Source organism: Siccibacter colletis (assembly GCF_025914095.1).
In the GTDB taxonomy this organism is placed as follows: Bacteria; Pseudomonadota; Gammaproteobacteria; order Enterobacterales; family Enterobacteriaceae; genus Siccibacter; species Siccibacter colletis.
In genome coordinates this window covers 2337454-2354545 of record NZ_CP074352.1, presented here as the reverse complement: position 1 = coordinate 2354545, position 17092 = coordinate 2337454, and the positions used below count along the sequence as shown (strand labels likewise).

General features: G+C 56.6%; 19 protein-coding genes and 1 riboswitch. Of the genes, 11 read left to right on the top strand and 8 right to left on the bottom strand.

Annotation, left to right across the window (positions count from 1 at the left end; all coding sequences use genetic code 11):
• Positions 1 to 7 precede the first annotated feature (7 nt).
• Both prc and htpX read left to right on the top strand, forming a co-directional pair.
• Positions 8 to 2053, top strand: a complete 2046-nt coding sequence (gene prc, locus KFZ77_RS11370; RefSeq protein WP_264384239.1) for a carboxy terminal-processing peptidase — start codon at positions 8 to 10, stop codon at positions 2051 to 2053.
• A gap of 190 nt (positions 2054 to 2243) precedes the next feature.
• Positions 2244 to 3125 carry a protease HtpX gene (gene htpX / locus KFZ77_RS11365; RefSeq protein ID WP_031523471.1) on the top strand — a complete coding sequence of 294 codons (882 nt, stop codon included), beginning with the start codon at positions 2244 to 2246 and terminating at the stop codon, positions 3123 to 3125.
• Between the two features lie 44 nt (positions 3126 to 3169).
• Here the strand turns inward: htpX and KFZ77_RS11360 are convergent, their stop codons facing one another.
• Positions 3170 to 4546 carry an MFS transporter gene (locus tag KFZ77_RS11360; protein WP_264384238.1) on the bottom strand — a complete coding sequence of 459 codons (1377 nt, stop codon included), beginning with the start codon at positions 4544 to 4546 and terminating at the stop codon, positions 3170 to 3172.
• A 174-nt stretch (positions 4547 to 4720) separates the two neighbouring features.
• Here KFZ77_RS11360 and kdgR point away from each other — a divergent pair, with 174 nt between their 5' ends.
• Complete coding sequence (gene kdgR / locus KFZ77_RS11355) at positions 4721 to 5512, top strand: DNA-binding transcriptional regulator KdgR (RefSeq protein ID WP_031523474.1); 792 nt, start codon at positions 4721 to 4723, stop codon at positions 5510 to 5512.
• Between the two features lie 37 nt (positions 5513 to 5549).
• Here the strand turns inward: kdgR and KFZ77_RS11350 are convergent, their stop codons facing one another.
• On the bottom strand, positions 5550 to 5789 hold the full coding sequence (locus KFZ77_RS11350; protein WP_031523476.1) for a YobH family protein: 240 nt from the start codon (positions 5787 to 5789) through the stop codon (positions 5550 to 5552).
• 156 nt (positions 5790 to 5945) lie between these two features.
• Between KFZ77_RS11350 and mgrB the strand changes: the two genes are divergently transcribed.
• From mgrB to rlmA, 6 genes are all read left to right on the top strand, one after another.
• Positions 5946 to 6089 carry a PhoP/PhoQ regulator MgrB gene (gene mgrB, locus KFZ77_RS11345; protein ID WP_031523477.1) on the top strand — a complete coding sequence of 48 codons (144 nt, stop codon included), beginning with the start codon at positions 5946 to 5948 and terminating at the stop codon, positions 6087 to 6089.
• A gap of 59 nt (positions 6090 to 6148) precedes the next feature.
• Positions 6149 to 6436: a YebO family protein gene (locus KFZ77_RS11340; RefSeq protein WP_031523479.1), complete on the top strand. Its 288-nt coding sequence runs from the start codon at positions 6149 to 6151 to the stop codon at positions 6434 to 6436.
• A 23-nt stretch (positions 6437 to 6459) separates the two neighbouring features.
• On the top strand, positions 6460 to 7446 hold the full coding sequence (locus KFZ77_RS11335) for an MBL fold metallo-hydrolase (protein ID WP_264384237.1): 987 nt from the start codon (positions 6460 to 6462) through the stop codon (positions 7444 to 7446).
• Between the two features lie 534 nt (positions 7447 to 7980).
• On the top strand, positions 7981 to 8121 hold the full coding sequence (locus KFZ77_RS11330; protein ID WP_072002041.1) for a DUF2627 domain-containing protein: 141 nt from the start codon (positions 7981 to 7983) through the stop codon (positions 8119 to 8121).
• A 12-nt stretch (positions 8122 to 8133) separates the two neighbouring features.
• Positions 8134 to 8343, top strand: a complete 210-nt coding sequence (gene cspE / locus KFZ77_RS11325) for a transcription antiterminator/RNA stability regulator CspE (protein WP_001062678.1) — start codon at positions 8134 to 8136, stop codon at positions 8341 to 8343.
• A gap of 152 nt (positions 8344 to 8495) precedes the next feature.
• The gene (gene rlmA / locus KFZ77_RS11320; RefSeq protein ID WP_264384236.1) at positions 8496 to 9308 is read left to right on the top strand and encodes a 23S rRNA (guanine(745)-N(1))-methyltransferase; all 813 of its coding nucleotides are present in this window, start codon (positions 8496 to 8498) and stop codon (positions 9306 to 9308) included.
• On the opposite strand, the gene mntP is transcribed toward rlmA, so the two are convergent.
• The 5 genes from mntP to manX form a co-directional block, all read right to left on the bottom strand.
• Complete coding sequence (gene mntP, locus KFZ77_RS11315) at positions 9305 to 9865, bottom strand: manganese efflux pump MntP (protein WP_031523484.1); 561 nt, start codon at positions 9863 to 9865, stop codon at positions 9305 to 9307. The two genes, rlmA and mntP, sit on opposite strands and share 4 nt — an antisense overlap.
• 81 nt (positions 9866 to 9946) lie before the next feature.
• Positions 9947 to 10048: riboswitch (yybP-ykoY riboswitch) on the bottom strand.
• A 196-nt stretch (positions 10049 to 10244) separates the two neighbouring features.
• Positions 10245 to 10703, bottom strand: coding sequence for a DUF986 family protein (locus tag KFZ77_RS11310; protein ID WP_264384235.1), 459 nt, complete (start codon positions 10701 to 10703; stop codon positions 10245 to 10247).
• A 54-nt stretch (positions 10704 to 10757) separates the two neighbouring features.
• The gene (locus KFZ77_RS11305; protein ID WP_031523488.1) at positions 10758 to 11609 is read right to left on the bottom strand and encodes a PTS mannose transporter subunit IID; all 852 of its coding nucleotides are present in this window, start codon (positions 11607 to 11609) and stop codon (positions 10758 to 10760) included.
• Positions 11610 to 11621: 12 nt separating this feature from the next.
• Positions 11622 to 12422, bottom strand: a complete 801-nt coding sequence (locus KFZ77_RS11300) for a PTS mannose/fructose/sorbose transporter subunit IIC (protein ID WP_264384234.1) — start codon at positions 12420 to 12422, stop codon at positions 11622 to 11624.
• A gap of 51 nt (positions 12423 to 12473) precedes the next feature.
• On the bottom strand, positions 12474 to 13451 hold the full coding sequence (gene manX / locus KFZ77_RS11295; RefSeq protein WP_264384233.1) for a PTS mannose transporter subunit IIAB: 978 nt from the start codon (positions 13449 to 13451) through the stop codon (positions 12474 to 12476).
• Between the two features lie 319 nt (positions 13452 to 13770).
• Between manX and KFZ77_RS19750 the strand changes: the two genes are divergently transcribed.
• Positions 13771 to 13929, top strand: a complete 159-nt coding sequence (locus KFZ77_RS19750) for a protein YoaL (RefSeq protein WP_406678775.1) — start codon at positions 13771 to 13773, stop codon at positions 13927 to 13929.
• Positions 13917 to 15485 carry a CNNM family cation transport protein YoaE gene (yoaE, locus tag KFZ77_RS11290; RefSeq protein ID WP_264384232.1) on the top strand — a complete coding sequence of 523 codons (1569 nt, stop codon included), beginning with the start codon at positions 13917 to 13919 and terminating at the stop codon, positions 15483 to 15485. The genes KFZ77_RS19750 and yoaE overlap by 13 nt, the downstream gene beginning before the upstream one ends.
• A 116-nt stretch (positions 15486 to 15601) precedes the next feature.
• Here yoaE and sdaA read toward each other — a convergent pair whose 3' ends face one another.
• Positions 15602 to 16966 carry an L-serine ammonia-lyase gene (gene sdaA, locus KFZ77_RS11285; protein ID WP_264384231.1) on the bottom strand — a complete coding sequence of 455 codons (1365 nt, stop codon included), beginning with the start codon at positions 16964 to 16966 and terminating at the stop codon, positions 15602 to 15604.
• Positions 16967 to 17092: the final 126 nt, after the last annotated feature.

The window sequence follows — 17092 nt, the reverse complement described above, 5'->3', positions numbered from 1 at the left end:
CCTGGGCATGAACACCTTTTTTAAGCTCACTGCCGTTGCTGGCCTGCTTGCGTTTGCAGGCCATGCGCTCGCCGTAGAAGAGATCACAAAGGCATCTCAGATCCCGGTCCTGAGCGAAGAGCCGCAGCACGCAACAGTGAGCGAGCGCGTGACCTCGCGTTTTACCCGCTCGCACTATCGCCAGTTCGATCTGGACGCGGCGTTCTCGGCAAAGATTTTCGATCGCTACCTGAACCTGCTGGACTACAGCCATAACGTGCTGCTGGCGGGCGACGTGCAGAAGTTCGCCGCGAATAAGGGCGAGCTGGGCGACGAACTGCGCACCGGAAAACTCACCGTTTTCTACGATCTCTATAACCTGGCGCAGCAGCGCCGCTTCGAGCGTTTCCAGTACGCATTAAACGTGCTGGCGCGCCCGATGGATTTCACCGGTAACGACACCTTCAACGCCGACCGCAGTAAAGCGCCCTGGCCGAAAGACCAGGCCGAGCTGAATAAACTGTGGGACGAGAAGGTGAAGTTTGACCAGCTGAGCCTCAAACTCACCGGGAAAACCGATCAGGAAATTCGCGATACCCTCACCCGTCGCTATAAGTTTGCAATTCGCCGCCTGGCGCAGAGCAACAGCGAAGACGTGTTCTCGCTGGCGATGACCGCGTTTGCCCATGAGATTGACCCGCACACCAACTACCTTTCCCCGCGCAACACCGAGCAGTTCAATACCGAAATGAGCCTGTCGCTCGAAGGTATCGGCGCGGTGCTGCAGATGGACGACGACTACACCGTGATTAATTCGATGGTGGCAGGCGGTCCCGCGGCGAAAAGCAAAGCTATCGCCGTGGGCGATCGCATCGTTGGCGTCGGCCAGACCGGGCAACCGACCGTGGACGTGATCGGCTGGCGTCTCGATGACGTCGTCGCGCTGATCAAAGGGCCGAAAGGCAGCAAAGTCAGGCTGGAAGTGTTACCGGCCGGTAAAGGTACCAAAACCCGCGTGGTCACCCTGACCCGCGAGCGCATCCGCCTTGAAGACCGCGCCGTGAAGATGTCGGTGAAAACCGTCGGCAAAGAGAAAGTCGGCGTGCTGGATATCCCTGGCTTCTACGTTGGCCTGACCGATGACGTGAAGGTGCAGCTGCAGAAGCTGGAAAAACAGAACGTCAGCAGTGTGATCATCGACCTGCGCACCAACGGTGGCGGGGCGCTGACCGAAGCCGTTTCGCTCTCCGGCCTGTTTATTCCGGGCGGCCCGATTGTCCAGGTGCGTGAAAACAATGGCAAAGTGCGCGAAGACAGCGACAACGATGGCATTGTTTATTACAAAGGCCCGCTGGTGGTGATGGTTGACCGCTTCAGCGCCTCGGCATCGGAAATTTTCGCCGCCGCGATGCAGGACTACGGCCGCGCGCTGATTGTCGGCGAACCGACCTTCGGGAAAGGCACCGTGCAGCAGTACCGCTCGCTCAACCGCATCTACGATCAGATGCTGCGTCCTGAGTGGCCGGCGCTGGGTTCTGTACAGTACACCATCCAGAAGTTCTATCGCGTTAACGGCGGCAGTACCCAGCGTAAAGGCGTGACGCCGGATATGCTGATGCCGACCGGCAACGAAGAGACGGAAACCGGTGAGAAGTTCGAAGACAATGCGCTCCCCTGGGACAGCATTAACGCCGCGACCTTTGTCAAAGCCGGCGATCTCAAGCCGTTCGGGCCTCAGCTGCTGAAGCAGCATGAAGAACGTATCGCGAAGGATGCCGAGTTCCAGTACATCATCAAGGACATCGCGCGTTTCAACGCCATGAAAGAGAAGCGCAATATCATCTCCCTCAATCTCGCTCAGCGTGAGAAAGAGAACAACGAAGATGATGCGATTCGTCTGGCGCGGATCAACGATCGCTTCAAGCGCGAAGGCAAACCGCTGCTGAAAAAACTCGACGATCTGCCGAAGGATTATCAGGAGCCGGACCCGTATCTTGACGAGACGGTACGCATTGCGCTCGATCTGGCGCACCTCGACAAGTCACAGCCCGCTGCGCAACCCGTCGCGAAGTAACTCCCCAACAGGCACAAGAAATTGTGCCTGTTTTTTTACATCTCTTTTACCGCGTCAGTGAAAGCCCTCCAAGTGTAAAGTTCTGTCTTTCTGGTGACTTACCGCGTTCCGATACTTGAAAATAGCCGCCAGGCCCATACGATGTGGGTATCGCGTAATGCGTTTTGTTAAACCGAGGTAAAAGAATATTATGATGCGAATCGGGCTTTTCCTGCTGACCAACATTGCGGTGATGGTCGTGTTCGGGCTGGTGCTCAGCCTGACAGGAATTCAATCGAGCAGTGTACCGGGTCTGTTGATCATGGCCGCGCTGTTTGGTTTTGGTGGCTCCTTCATTTCACTCTGGATGTCCAAATCCATGGCGCTGCGCTCCGTGGGCGGGGAAGTGATTGAGCAGCCGCGCAACGAAACCGAACGCTGGCTGATGGATACCGTCGCTCAGCAGTCGCGCCAAGCCGGGATCGCGATGCCGCAGGTGGCTATCTATCATGCGCCGGACATTAACGCCTTCGCGACCGGCGCCCGCCGCGACGCTTCGCTGGTGGCCGTCAGCACCGGGCTGCTACAGAACATGAGCCGTGACGAAGCGGAAGCGGTTATCGCCCACGAGATCAGCCACATCGCCAACGGCGACATGGTGACCATGACCCTGATTCAGGGCGTGGTGAACACCTTCGTGATCTTCATCTCGCGTATCATCGCGCAGGTGGCGGCCGGGTTCCTCGGCGGCAACCGCGAAGAAGGCGAAGAGAGCAACGGTAACCCGTGGATCTACTTTGCTGTCGCCACGGTGCTGGAACTGGTGTTTGGTATTCTGGCGAGCATCATCACCATGTGGTTCTCCCGTCACCGTGAGTTCCACGCTGATGCCGGTTCCGCGAAACTGGTCGGCCGCGAGAAGATGATTGCCGCGCTGCAGCGTCTGAAAACCAGCTACGAGCCGCAGGAAGCCAGCAGCATGATGGCGTTCTGCATCAACGGTAAGTCGAAGTCGCTGAGCGAAATGTTCATGACGCACCCACCGCTGGATAAGCGTATCGAAGCGCTGCGCAGCGGGGAGTACATCAAGTAACCGCCAGCCAGAAGTGAAAAAGCGCGCCGCAGGGCGCGCTTTTTTTATGCCTGCGAAACCGGCTTGCTCTGCACCCGCAAGCCACTCACCAGCGCGGCGAGAACGGCGAGAGTGCCGGCGCAGATCAGCGAGGCGTGGGTGCCGCCGTCGCCGAAGCGGGTGAACATCAGCGCAACCAGCGCCGCACCGCTGCTCTGGCCCAGCAGACGGGCGGTGCCGAGCATCCCGCTGGCACCACCGCTGCGCTGCGGCGGGGCGGAGGCGATCATGGTGTGATTGTTTGGCGACTGGAACAGACCGAAGCCGGCTCCGCACAGCGCCATACGCCAGATGATGTCGATGTCCGATGGCTGAGCCGGGAGCCTCGCGAGGGCGAACAGCCCTGCCGCCATCAGGATCATTCCGGCGGAACCAAGCAGCCCGGCGTGGACGCGGCCAATCAGCGCGCCGGCGAGCGGCGACAGTGCCATAGTAGCGAGCGGCCACGGCGTCAGCAGCAGTCCGGTCTCCACTTCGCTACGCCCAAGCACGCTCTGCAGGAAAAACGGCAGCGACACCAGCGCCAGCATCTGCGCGCAAAACGAGCAAACGGAGGTGCCAACCGACAGGGAAAACAGCGGGATGCGCAGCAGATCTAACGGCAGCATCGGCACCGGCAATTCCAGCTGGCGACGCACGAAGAAGAAGCCGATCACCAGCACGCCGAGCAGTTCGGCACCCACCAGCAGCAGTGAGTCACCCTGCGAGAAGCTGCTCAGCGCCGTGATCAGCAGGCCGAAGGTGAGGGCGTTCATCACCGCGCTGCGCACATCGAAACGCCGGGCCTTTGAAACGTGCTGATTAGCAGGCAGAAAGCGCAGCGCCAGCAGCAGGGCGACAATCCCCATCGGAATATTAATCAGAAACAGCCACTGCCAGGAGGCCACGGCAAGGATCGCTGCCGCGAGGGTCGGCCCGGCGGCAGAGGAGACGGCGACGATAAAGGAGTTGATCGCCATGCCACGCCCGAGCTGGCGCTGGGGGTAGATAAGCCGGATTAGCGCGACGTTCACACTCATCAGCGCCGCGCCGCCAAATCCCTGCGCCACGCGGACAAGCGTCAGCACTTCCAGCGAAGGAGAGACGGCGCACAGCAGCGAGGTGAGGCTAAAAATTCCCAGCCCCCATTTGTAGACCCGGCGATAGCCCACCATCTCACCCAAAAAGGAGAGCGGCAGCAGCGAAATCACGATAGCAATCTGGTAGGCGTTGACAATCCAGATGGAGCGCGCCGGCGTTGCATTGAGATCGCTGGCAATGGTGGGCAGCGCCACGTTAGCGATCGAGCCATCAATCACGGCCATCATCAGGCCAATAATAATGGTCAGGATCGCGCCATAGCGCTGCGGGACGGGCAGGCCGTCAACAACTTTTGTCGTCATACAGGGAAACGCCGGAAAGGTGATTCAGGGTGAAACTATATTAGCATCAATAATTCAGGGATATGTCGCAGATTCGTAACGATTAAGGAGAGATTCATTGCGGCACGGGTCATTGTGAATTTATAATAAAAACCAGTTCTGATTTTTATAAAACAAATGCGATCGAGGTGATCAATGGCAATCGCAGATCTGGATAAACAGCCTGATTCTGTCTCTTCGGTGCTGAAAGTTTTCGGCATTTTGCAGGCGCTCGGGGAAGAGCGTGAAATTGGCATCACCGAGCTTTCGCAGCGTGTCATGATGTCAAAAAGCACGGTATACCGCTTTTTGCAGACCATGAAATCCCTGGGCTATGTAGCGCAGGAAGGTGAATCTGAAAAGTATTCGCTGACCCTTAAACTGTTCGAGCTGGGCGCCCGCGCGCTGCAGAACGTCGATCTGATCCGCAGCGCCGACATCCAGATGCGTGAGCTTTCTCGTCTGACGAAAGAGACTATCCATCTGGGTGCGCTGGATGAAGACAGCATCGTCTACATCCATAAAATCGATTCCATGTACAACCTGCGCATGTATTCACGCATCGGTCGCCGCAACCCGCTCTACAGCACCGCCATCGGTAAAGTGCTGCTGGCGTGGCGCGACCCGGAAGAGGTGAAAGAGATCCTCACCAGTATCGAATACAAGCGCAGCACCCCGCGCACCCTGGCCAGTATGGAAGAGCTGCTGCCGGTGCTGGGCGACGTGCGCAAGCAGGGTTATGGGGAAGATAACGAAGAGCAGGAAGAGGGGCTGCGTTGTATCGGCGTGCCGGTGTTTGACCGTTTCGGCGTGGTGATTGCCGGGCTGAGCATCTCCTTCCCGACGCTGCGTTTCTCTGAAGAACGTCTGCACGAATATGTAGAGATGCTGCACCAGGCAGCGCGTAAAATCTCTGAGCAGATGGGTTACAACGAGTACCCGTTCTGATAATCACACCGCAGCGCTCAGGCTGCGGTTTTTTTTATTATCCGCGATCGATCGCTTTTCCACTCTGACGCAGCACCGGGCAATCACTCAGACCAATTACGCCGCTGTCGCTGTGAATGTATTGCGCTGTCACCACCTGCCGCGCGGTGAGATATTTACACTGTAAGCCCAGCCCGGCAACGTTCTCCTGACTGCCGATCAGCACGCCGTAACCGCTGAACAGCATCGCCAGCCAGATCAGCGCCAGCAGTATCCCGGTTCGAATTATCAATCGCATAAATGCCTCTTTTAAAATCATTTTTGGCCTTTATACTCATCTTCTCCGGCATGATGCCACGTGATTAGTCTTAATTGCGGACATAAGGTTATAGTGACCTTTGGTTTAAGGTTAGTATGCCAGGATGCACGATATGGTTCCCGGACGGAGTAGGTAGTGAAAAAGATCAGATGGATTGTTCTCCTGGCCATCGTGGTGGTAGCGCTGCTGTTATGGACGCAGATGCTCAACGTGATATGCGATCAGGATGTACAATTTTTCACGGGTATTTGTGCGATCAACAAATTTATTCCCTGGTAACACGTTGCTCCCTTGCCGGCCGCAAGTGGTAAGATAGCGCGCTTTAGTGAGGTGGTAAGATGAATGAGATGATCAATTCCGGGATGCTGAGCTTATCCTCGCTTCTCGTTTCCCTGGTAGTGCTGCTGACAGGTCTGGTGGTGTGGTTCTTCGTTAATCGCGCCAGCTCCCGTACCAACGAACAAATTGAATTGCTGGAAGCGTTGCTCGAACAGCAAAAACGGCAGAATGCGCTGTTGCGCCGTCTGTGCGAAGCTAACGAGCCTGACGTTGAACCCGTTGCAGCGCCCGCGCCTGCGGTCGTGCAGGACGACGACGATTTTATCCGCCTGGTCGCCGAACGTTAATTCTCTCTGGTCACGAGTCCTATATGGTCTGGAAAAACCCCTGGTACGACGCCTCCCTCCCGCATCACGCTCCAGAAGGATTTCGCAATACCAGTGGGTCTGAACACCAGCCGGGCGATCTGAAGCGCTGGCAGAACGAGCGCAAAGCTAAAGGCCTGCCGCTGGCACCTGCGGCGGGCTATGCGGCGTTCATCCGGCGCTGGTGGCAGCCGGTCGATCTGCAGCAGGAGGGGGACGGCCTGTGGTGGCTGGGTCACGCTTCGTTGCTGTTGCGTCTGGCCGGGCGCTATCTGCTTATCGACCCGGTGTTTTCGAAGCGCGCCTCGCCGGTTTCCTTTGCCGGGCCGCAGCGCAAAACGCCGGTCCCGCTAAATCTCGCTGATCTTCCCCGCCTCGATGCTATCCTGATTTCCCATAACCACTACGATCACCTCGACAGCCGCACCCTGCGTCAGCTGCGCCGTCGCTTTCCGGAGGTAGAGGTGCTGGTGCCGCTTGGGCTTAAGGCCTGGTTCAGCCGCCGTGGTTTTCGTCACGTTACCGAGCTTGACTGGTGGCAGCAGGGGGCGCTCGGCGATATTCGACTGCACGCTGTACCGGCGCAGCACTGGAGCATGCGCACGCTGTGGGATCGCAACCGCTCGCTGTGGTGCGGCTGGGTGATTGAGCATGGCGACGTGCGCTTCTGGTTCAGCGGCGACACCGGTTATACCGAAACGCTGCTGGAGATCCCGGCGCGGCTGGGTGCTATCAACGTGGCGGCGCTGCCCGCCGGTGCCTATGCGCCTCGCTGGTTTATGAGCAATCACCATATGGACCCCCAGCAGGCAGTGCAGCTCTGGCAGCAGTTAGGACGTCCGAAGGCGGTGCCCATTCACTGGGGCGTGTTCGAGCTGGCTGACGAGTCGCTTGATATGCCGCCGCAGGAGTTGCTGGATGAGTTACAGGCCAGAGGGGAAAACGTCAGCAATTTTATTCCGCTGCGTATTGGCGAGTTTTTAGCCTTTTAAAAATAGTTTTTAATTATGACTGTTTCATTCGAAGATTAAAAAAACGTCTTATTATTTCATTCGTATTCGGCACGCAAAAAGAAAATTGCCTCGTTATGATGCAGTGTCATTTTCTCGTCATTATTATGGTGCAGCCGAACGTTAATTTGTACAGCTTCTATTCACTTGTACATTTAATTTAAATACCACTTAACAAAGATAACTCTGCTGAATGCCACGCCCGGCGCGTTTGCGCATAACTATGCTCAAAAAATGCTAACTTTAGATAAGATACGTCTGACAAATTGCACTTGTGCCTGGACGAAGTGAAGTCTTTGAGCTATGGTAAAAAAGTACCCGAAAATGCGACGCATCAAGCGAAGCGTAATGCACGTTTTGTCCAGTTCATGCTTAGGATTAATCGCATAAAATTTCATGCATTAACTCCCCGGTTATGAATCTGTGCGGCAGATCGATACGCGCTTAAAAATGGCTTGCCATTATTTAAGATGTATGTGATAACGTTTTTGGGTCAAACGAGGTACAGTTCTGTTTATGTGTGGCATTTTCAGTAAAGAAGTCCTGAGTAAACACGTCGTTGAATACCGCTTCTCTGCCGAACCTTATATTAGTGCCTCAAGCAGTAATGTCTCTGTTTCATCTCAGTTATGCCTGCGGGCAAAGAAAACAATCTAAGGAAATTGCAAAATGGCAAAGATTAAAGGTCAAGTTAAGTGGTTCAACGAATCCAAAGGTTTTGGCTTCATCACTCCGGCTGATGGCAGCAAAGACGTATTCGTACACTTCTCTGCAATCCAGGGTAACGGCTTCAAAACCCTGGCTGAAGGCCAGAACGTTGAGTTCGAAATTCAGGACGGCCAGAAAGGCCCGGCGGCTGTTAACGTTACCGCTATCTGATTTCACTGACGCAGCGTAACGCTTCGGCGTTCGCTGTTCAGGTAAAGCCCTGCCATCGCGCGGGGCTTTTTCATTTCTGACCGCCGCGCCAGGCTTTCCCTCCGCGCCGTATTAACGGTACACTTCCGGCTTTTGCACCCACCGGAGCTTCTATGTCTTTCCTCTGTCCACTCTGCCATGCCCCCTTACAGGCGCAGGATAAACACTATCGCTGTCCGCAGGGGCATCAGTTTGACCAGGCGAAAGAGGGCTACGTGAATTTGCTGCCCGTTCAGCATAAACGCTCCCGCGATCCGGGGGACAGCAGCGAAATGATGCAGGCGCGTCGCGCGTTTCTGGATGCCGGTCATTATCAGCCGCTGCGCGATCGGATTACCGCTCTGCTAAAGACGCATTTGCCGCAGCCGGCGCAGGCGCTGCTGGATATTGGCTGCGGGGAAGGGTACTACACCCACGCCTTTGCAGAGGTTATCTGCAGCCGGGGCGGTGAAGCGTTTGGCCTCGACGTTGCAAAAGTTGCCATCCGCTACGCCGCGAAACGCTATCGCAATGCCACGTTTTGTGTGGCGTCCAGCCATCGTCTGCCGTTTGCCGATGCCCTGTTTGATGCGGTGGTGCGTATCTATGCGCCCTGTAAAGCGCAGGAGCTGGCGCGGGTGGTGAAATCCGGCGGCTGGACGATAACCGCCACGCCTGGCCCACGCCATCTGGTCCAGCTCAAGGGACTGATCTACGACGAGGTAAAACTTCACGAGCCAGGCAAGGAGCAGCTGGACGGCTTCACGCTGGTGGAGTCGATATCGCTGGGGTATGAGATGCAGCTTGCGGGGAGTGAGGCGGTGGCGCTGTTACAGATGACGCCTTTCGCCTGGCGAGCGCGTCCGGAAGTGTGGGAGCAGCTGGCGGCCGCGGAGGCTTTCAGCTGTGAAACCGATTTTTGCATCAGCCTCTGGCGACGCGACTAGCCGCCAATTGCGCTCCACAGGATCTGGCAGCCGATGCCGATCAGCACCACGCCGCCGAGGATCTCGGCGCGTTTCCCGAGCAGCGGCCCGATAAAGCGACCAATCATGATCCCGAGAGTAGACATGATGAGCGTCGCCCCGCCAATAGCCAGCGCCGTCCAGAGAATATTAACCTGCAGAAACGCCAGCCCGACCCCGACGGCCATTGCATCAAGGCTGGTCGCGAAGGCGGTGGTAACCAGCAGCCAGAAGCTGTGACGGCGGCAGGGTTCCTCATCGGTGTTACCGCGCAGCCCTTCCAGCACCATGCGCGCGCCAAGAAATACCAGCAGGATAAAGGCGATCCAGTGGTTCCAGTCGAGGATCACTTTGTTCGCCAGGGTGCCCAGCCCCCATCCCACCAGCGGCGTCAGTGCTTCGATAGCGCCAAAAATCAGACCGGTACGCAGGGCATCAGAGAACTTAGGCTGGCGTTGCGTGGCACCCTTACCAATCGACGCGGCGAAAGCGTCCATTGACATGCCAAAAGCGAGCAGCAGGGTAGCGGAAAGATTCATTGAAGCGTCCTGACCGGGAATTTCCATATACACAACCACTGCCCCCAGTAATCAGCAGTAATTGTGCCTATGGTCTCGCCTGACTGAACCGGTGTTCAGTCCGTACGCGCCACGTTTTGCAACGAGTATGTTGACACGTACATCTCCGGGGAAGGAGATCGGCTACTCCCCAACGACGGGCAGAACAGTACCATATTTGGGAAAGTCTTAACAACACACAAACTGTATTATTTTTAGCACAATGGGAATGCGTTACATTTATCGCCACTGACTCGTTATTGATTTTAAAATAACCGTAACAATCGCCGGAAATATAGCTCTGGCTATAAATCCCGCTGGCGGAAAATGCGGCAAATATAGACATTGCTATATCTTTAATCTATTGATTTTTAATCATAAAATTATATATCTTTTCCAGGTCGTCAATATTTCTTACCCGAATAAGCAGGCGTCGGCGCGCTAATTCCATTACCAGTACGCCATCCTCAGACAAATTCATAGCCTTAATGTGGTTATATTCCGTCCAGTTTCCGGCAAAGAAAAAGCCCTGCGCTTTAAAGCGTATTTTAGGGGTGCGTAGCCAGAAAAGATAAATAGCGATCAGCGCCAGCGCGCCGAGCAGCCAGGTGGTGTGAACCGCGCCCTGAGCGGCAATATTGTTGTAGATAAGAATGGCAATCAGACCAGTAAAAATCAGGCTGTCCGCGCGCCCGCGGCGCAACAGTGCAACGGCAAGCAGCGTTTTTCCGCGGCGTCGCTCAAGGACTGCCTCATCGTAAATCGCCCAGCCGAGCAGGGCCACAATGCATCCCATCAGAACCATATCCGTCAGCGTCATACTCTCTCTCGCATAAAAAAACCGGGGGTAGGCCCCCGGTTATCACTCACAGTCTTACAGGCCCAGCAGGCCAACCGCGTAACCGGCAATACCAATAACAAAGAAGCCGACGATGATCCATAGCGGATTAACCTTACGGCGCAGCAGCCACATACAGGCGAAGGTCAGTAGCAGCGGCACCAGGCCCGGCATCAGCTGGTCGAGAATGGTCTGCACGGTAGTTACTTTCTCCGCGCCGGTCTGGTCGGTGATCCGGGATACCACCAGCGGAATGTTAACGTGCGTCCACTTGTTGACCAGCGCCCCCATGACAAACAGGCCGAGAATTGACGCCCCCTCGGTCAGTTTTTGCAGGAAGCCGCCGCCCATGTCCTTCACGATGTCCACGCCTTTGCGATACCCGTAGGCCACGCCGTAATAGCGCGTGGCCAGACGTACCGCGTTAAACAGGATGAAGAACAGCAGCGGACCCAGCAGGCTGCCGCTCATGGCGATCCCCGCACCCAGCGCGGCAAACACCGGACGCACGGTGCCCCAGAAAATCGGGTCGCCCACGCCGGCCAGCGGCCCCATCAAACCGACTTTGATGCCGTTGATGGCCCCGTCGTCTATCTGGGCGCCGTTCGCGCGCTGCTCTTCCATCGCCAGCGTCACGCCGAGCACCGGCGCGGCAACGTAAGGATGCGTGTTGAAAAACTCCAGGTGGCGTTTGATTGCCTGACGGCGCGCCTCGTTGTTTTCCGGATACAGGCGTTTAATAACCGGCACCATCGAGAAACAGAAGCCCAGCGCCTGCATCCTTTCGAAGTTCCATGAGCCCTGGAACAGGTTAGAGCGCAGGAACACGCTGCGAATATCGCCCTGGGTCAGTTTTTTCTCAGTCGTTGTTTTTGTGATATCAACCATGTCGCTCACCTGTTAATCCAGTTCGTTATCAAGATCGTTGGAACCCACAGCCTGTGCAGGACCGCCAGCGGTACGGTTGTATTTCGGGCTAAGCTGGATATAGAGCACCGCCATCACTGCGCCAATCACGCCCAGCGCCACCAGGTTGAAGTCGGTAAACGCCGCGGTAACGAAGCCAAGATAGAAGAACGGCATCAGATAGCCGGCGCGCATCATATTGATGACCATCGCGTAACCGACCACCACAATCATGCCCCCGGCAATGTTCAGGCCGCTGGTTACCACCTCCGGGATGGCGTTCAGCATGCTCTGCACTTCGCTGGTGCCCACCGAAATGGCCACGATCACCGCCGGAATAGCAATACGCATCGCCTGCAGGAACAGGGAGGAGACGTGGATCCAGGACAGCGCCGTCAGGTTGCCGCTGTCGGCCGCCTTATCGGCCGCATGCTGGAAGCCTACAGTGATGGTACGCACGATGATGGTCAGTACCTGGCCTGCGGCAGCCAGCGGGATCGCCAGCGCGATGCCGGAGCCGATGCCCTGATTACCGGCGATGACCAGAATGGTGGAAATAATTGACGCCAGCGCGGCATCGGGGGCAACCGCCGCACCGATGTTCATCCAGCCCAGCGCAATCATCTCCAGCGTACCGCCGATAATGATGCCGGTTTTCATATCACCAAGCACGGCGCCGACCAGGGTACAGGCCACCAGTGGGCGGTGAAACTGGAATTCATCGAGCACCGATTCCATACCGGCAATGCAGGCCACGATAAACACCAGCACAATCTGAAGAATGGTTATCTCCATTGTACTTCTCCTGTGAAAAAATCAGATGTCAGTGAGGATTTCAGCGGCGCGTTACGGCGCGACTTTGGCGATCAAATCCATCATTTTCAGTTTCGGATCGTTAGAGACTTTGCGGGCTTCCAGCTCGATACCGCGCGCATTGAGCTTGCGGAAGGCCTCAATATCGGCGCTGTCGACGGAAATCGCGTTGTTAACCTGGGTTTTCCCCTGGCGAAACGCCATGCCGCCGATATTCACGGATTTGATGTTCACACCGCCCTCGACCACGCGTTCAACGTCAGTCGGGTTGGTAAACAGCAGCATCATGCGCTCGCGGGCGTATTTCGGGTTGTTGTAAACGCGGATCATTTTGGCAACGTCCACCACGTGGGCGGTGACGCCGGGAGGGGCAACCTGAGTAAGCAGGGTTTTACGTACCGTGTCCGCTGCCACTTCATCACTGACCACGATGATGCGGGTTACGTTGGTTTCCTTGGTCCAGCGGGTAGCGACCTGGCCGTGGATCAAACGGTCATCGATTCGCGCCAGGCCGATAACCATATAGTCTTCCGGCCCCATCGGTTTCGCGGGCACGGCAGGGTGGGGCGTAGTATTTGCGGCAGCGGCGGCAGGCGCAGCGGCTTTTTCCGGCGCTTTAGCCTTCAGCGCTCTGACGCCTTCGCGTCCGGTTTCTACCGCTACCGCCACCAGCTCCGCTAACGACGGGTTGTCATCGCGCGCCATCAGGGTTTCAACCAGCATGGGGATATTCACCCCGGCAATGACTTCATACTGTTCTTTATCAACCACGATCCTGCTGGCGGCATTAAACGGACTGCCTCCCCAGGTATCGACCAGAAACAGAACGCCCTGTTGGGTATCGAGTTTCTCAAGCTGCGCGTGGTATTTTTCGATCAGCGTCTCGGCGTTTTCACCCGGCACGAAATCGATCCAGCCTACATTTTCCTGTTCGCCTAATAACATTTCAGCGGTCTTAAGCAACTGCTCAGCCGCCCAGCCATGTGTGCCTATCACAATAGCAATGGTCACTTGCTACCTCCTTTCTTATCGTGAATACGCGCCTGCTGACGCGTATTGTGAACCGCACACCGGAGTGAAACGATTCAGATAACGTTGAGTATGTATAAGAACCTGTTACCGCGAATAATTTTAGAGCGTGAAAAAATAAAGAATGTGATGCAGTTCCGTAATTTAGTCATCGAACTACGTTGCAAATACCCCCTGAAAATTACGGGGTGAGCGTTGCATAAAAATTGCAAAGTCTGGTAAAGCTTTGCAAAAAGATAAGTCCCTTTGCTAAGGTACGCGTCTGATTAATTAACAGGAGTAGCGGGCAGCAGCCCACCGTATGGACCGTCACCGACGTCTTTTCATTTCATTGCCGTTTCCGGCCACGTTTTGCGGCGAACATCGCCCAGTCTCATCTATCCTTTTCAGTTCAGCGCCCGCAGATGCCGTGGTGCCGTTTAGTCATTCCTTAAGCAGGAGCTTGTCATGGAATTCTTGATGGACCCCCAAATCTGGGCGGGGCTGTTAACGCTTGTCGTTCTGGAAATTGTTCTCGGTATCGATAACCTGGTATTTATCGCCATCCTGGCCGATAAGCTACCGCCGAAGCAGCGCGACAAAGCGCGTCTCATCGGTCTGTCGCTGGCGCTGATTATGCGTCTCGGCCTGTTATCGCTGATTTCGTGGATGGTGACGCTAACGCGTCCGTTATTCACCGTCTGGGACTTCACCTTCTCAGGGCGTGACCTGATCATGCTGGTCGGGGGGATCTTCCTGCTGTTCAAGGCCACCACCGAGCTTCACGAACGGCTTGAGAACCGCCAGCACGACGAATCGCACGGCAAGGGCTACGCCAGCTTCTGGGTGGTGGTTGTGCAGATCGTGATCCTGGATGCAGTGTTCTCCCTCGATGCGGTCATTACCGCGGTGGGCATGGTGAACCATCTGCCGGTCATGATGGCGGCGGTAGTTATCGCGATGGCCGTTATGCTGCTGGCCTCCAAACCGCTGACTCGCTTCGTGAACCAGCATCCGACGGTGGTGGTGCTCTGTCTGAGCTTCCTGCTGATGATTGGTCTGAGCCTGGTGGCGGAAGGCTTCGGTTTCCATATTCCGAAAGGCTACCTCTACGCGGCGATTGGCTTCTCCATCATCATTGAAGTGTTTAACCAGATTGCGCGTCGCAACTTCCTGCGCCATCAGTCCTCCCAGCCGCTGCGCGCCCGTACTGCGGATGCGATCCTGCGTCTGATGGGCAATCGTCGTAAGTCTGCCCAGCCGAGCGAGCCTGACAGCAACAGCAACGCGATGGTGCCGGTTCCGGCTGAGGCCTTCGCCGAAGAAGAGCGCTACATGATCAACGGCGTGCTGACACTGGCTCAGCGTTCACTGCGCAGCATCATGACCCCGCGCGGCGAAATCAGTTGGGTAGACGCCAGCCTGAGCGTGGACGAAATTCGTCAGCAGCTGCTCTCGTCACCGCACAGCCTGTTTCCGGTGTGTCGCGGCGAACTGGATGAAGTGATTGGTATCGTGCGGGCGAAAGAGCTGCTGGTGGCCCTGGATGATAACGTCGATGTGGCGGCTATCGCCTCTGCCTCGCCGGCCATCGTGGTCCCGGAGACCCTCGACCCGATCAACCTGCTTGGCGTGCTGCGTCGCGCCCGCGGCAGCTTCGTTATCGTCAATAACGAGTTTGGGGTGGTGCAGGGTCTGGTAACGCCGCTGGACGTGCTGGAAGCGATTGCCGGTGAGTTCCCGGATGCGGATGAAACCCCGGAAATCGTCCATGACGGCGACGGCTGGCTGGTAAAAGGGTCCACCGACCTGCATGCCATTCAGCAGCAGCTGGATGTCGATCATCTGGTGGATGAAGATGAAGATATTGCGACGGTCGCCGGGCTGGTGATCGCGGCTAACGGACGTATCCCGCACGCCGGGGACGTAATCCACGTCGCGCCGCTGCATATCACCATCGTCGAAGCGAACGACTACCGCGTCGATCTGGTGCGCATTACCCGCGATAAACCGCTGCACGAAGATGAAGAAGAGTAATCGTAGCGGCATAGCATGACCGCTGTGTCCGGCAGGTGGATGCGTTCTGCCTGCCAGCACGGCGTAAGATGATGCCGGAGAAATAAAAAAGCGCCGCTTAGCGGCGCTTTTTTTAATCAGTCACACTGGACCTTGATGGCGAGGCCACCGCGCGAGGTTTCGCGGTATTTGGCATTCATGTCTTTGCCGGTCTCGTACATGGTTTCGATAACCTTATCCAGCGATACGCGCGGCTCGCTGGTGCGACGCATCGCCATGCGCGCAGCGTTGATCGCTTTCACCGAGGCGATAGCGTTACGCTCGATGCACGGCACCTGCACCTGGCCGGCGACCGGATCGCAGGTCAGACCGAGGTTGTGCTCCATGCCGATTTCTGCGGCGACGCACACCTGCTCCGGGCTGGCACCCAGCAGCTCGGCAAGCCCGGCTGCGGCCATTGAACAGGCCACGCCCACTTCGCCCTGGCAACCCACTTCAGCACCGGAGATGGACGCGTTCATTTTGTACAGCGCGCCGATAGCGCCTGCCGCGAGGAAGTAGCGAATGTAGATGTCCGGGCTGACCGGCTCGATAAAGTGATCGTAGTAAGCCAGAACCGCCGGCACGATCCCGCAGGCACCGTTGGTCGGGGCGGTTACCACGCGACCGCCTGCGGCGTTCTCTTCATTCACCGCCAGCGCAAACATGTTCACCCAGTCCACCACGATCATCGGATCGTTGGAGAGCTTATCGCTCGACACCAGCAGACGGCGCAGCGCCGAGGCGCGACGCGGCACGCGCAGTGGGCCTGGCAGCACGCCTTCGGTATTCATACCGCGGTCGATACAGGCGCGCATGGTCTGCCATACGTCAGCGAAGTAAGCCTCGATCTCGCTTTTGCTGTGCAGCGCCAGTTCGTTCTGCATCACCATGCCGGAGAGCGACAGCCCGGTCTCTTTGCAGAAGCCGAGCATCTCTTTGGCGGAACTGAACGCGTAAGGCACCTGCACTTCGCCCACCACGTCTTTGCCGAAGTGCTCTTCATCAACGATAAATCCGCCGCCGATGGAGTAGTAGGTTTTGCTGTAGAGCAGCTTGTCGCCGCTGAAGGCGTGGATCTGCATACCGTTTTCGTGCAGCGACAGGTTATCGCTGCTGAAACGCATGCCGTTGTCTTTCGGGAAATCGACCTCGTGCTGACCCTGGGCCAGCAGCAGGCGCTCGCGCGTTTCCACATCACGGATAAAAGCCGGGATGGCGTCGATATCGACGGTCGCAGGCTCGTTGCCGGCCAGACCCATAATAATGGCGATATCGGTGTGGTGGCCTTTACCGGTAAGCGAGAGGGAACCGTAGACGTCAACCGCGAGGCGGGTCACGTCATGCAGAATGCCTTTTTCGACCAGATCATCGACGAACTGCTTCCCGGCCTTCATCGGCCCGACGGTGTGGGAAGAGGAGGGGCCAATGCCCACCTTGAACATGTCGAATATACTAATCACGTTTAAACTCCTGCCAGGGTCATCGGGTTGTCGCGATGACGATGTTAGATCAGCGGCTAGTGTAAGAGGTTATTGGTTCCGGAAGGCAACTATTCACATGAATTAAACTAATCGATAAAGCAAAAA

What these genes read in the sequence shown, in the direction of transcription:
- prc (WP_264384239.1), top strand. Translation starts at nt 8, where the DNA reads ATGAACACCTTTTTTAAGCTCACTGCCGTTGCTGGCCTGCTTGCGTTT.
- htpX (WP_031523471.1), top strand. Translation starts at nt 2,244, where the DNA reads ATGATGCGAATCGGGCTTTTCCTGCTGACCAACATTGCGGTGATGGTC.
- KFZ77_RS11360 (WP_264384238.1), bottom strand. Translation starts at nt 4,546, where the DNA reads ATGACGACAAAAGTTGTTGACGGCCTGCCCGTCCCGCAGCGCTATGGC.
- kdgR (WP_031523474.1), top strand. Translation starts at nt 4,721, where the DNA reads ATGGCAATCGCAGATCTGGATAAACAGCCTGATTCTGTCTCTTCGGTG.
- KFZ77_RS11350 (WP_031523476.1), bottom strand. Translation starts at nt 5,789, where the DNA reads ATGCGATTGATAATTCGAACCGGGATACTGCTGGCGCTGATCTGGCTG.
- KFZ77_RS11340 (WP_031523479.1), top strand. Translation starts at nt 6,149, where the DNA reads ATGAATGAGATGATCAATTCCGGGATGCTGAGCTTATCCTCGCTTCTC.
- KFZ77_RS11335 (WP_264384237.1), top strand. Translation starts at nt 6,460, where the DNA reads ATGGTCTGGAAAAACCCCTGGTACGACGCCTCCCTCCCGCATCACGCT.
- KFZ77_RS11330 (WP_072002041.1), top strand. Translation starts at nt 7,981, where the DNA reads ATGTGTGGCATTTTCAGTAAAGAAGTCCTGAGTAAACACGTCGTTGAA.
- cspE (WP_001062678.1), top strand. Translation starts at nt 8,134, where the DNA reads ATGGCAAAGATTAAAGGTCAAGTTAAGTGGTTCAACGAATCCAAAGGT.
- rlmA (WP_264384236.1), top strand. Translation starts at nt 8,496, where the DNA reads ATGTCTTTCCTCTGTCCACTCTGCCATGCCCCCTTACAGGCGCAGGAT.
- mntP (WP_031523484.1), bottom strand. Translation starts at nt 9,865, where the DNA reads ATGAATCTTTCCGCTACCCTGCTGCTCGCTTTTGGCATGTCAATGGAC.
- KFZ77_RS11310 (WP_264384235.1), bottom strand. Translation starts at nt 10,703, where the DNA reads ATGACGCTGACGGATATGGTTCTGATGGGATGCATTGTGGCCCTGCTC.
- KFZ77_RS11305 (WP_031523488.1), bottom strand. Translation starts at nt 11,609, where the DNA reads ATGGTTGATATCACAAAAACAACGACTGAGAAAAAACTGACCCAGGGC.
- KFZ77_RS11300 (WP_264384234.1), bottom strand. Translation starts at nt 12,422, where the DNA reads ATGGAGATAACCATTCTTCAGATTGTGCTGGTGTTTATCGTGGCCTGC.
- KFZ77_RS19750 (WP_406678775.1), top strand. Translation starts at nt 13,771, where the DNA reads ATGGACCGTCACCGACGTCTTTTCATTTCATTGCCGTTTCCGGCCACG.
- yoaE (WP_264384232.1), top strand. Translation starts at nt 13,917, where the DNA reads ATGGAATTCTTGATGGACCCCCAAATCTGGGCGGGGCTGTTAACGCTT.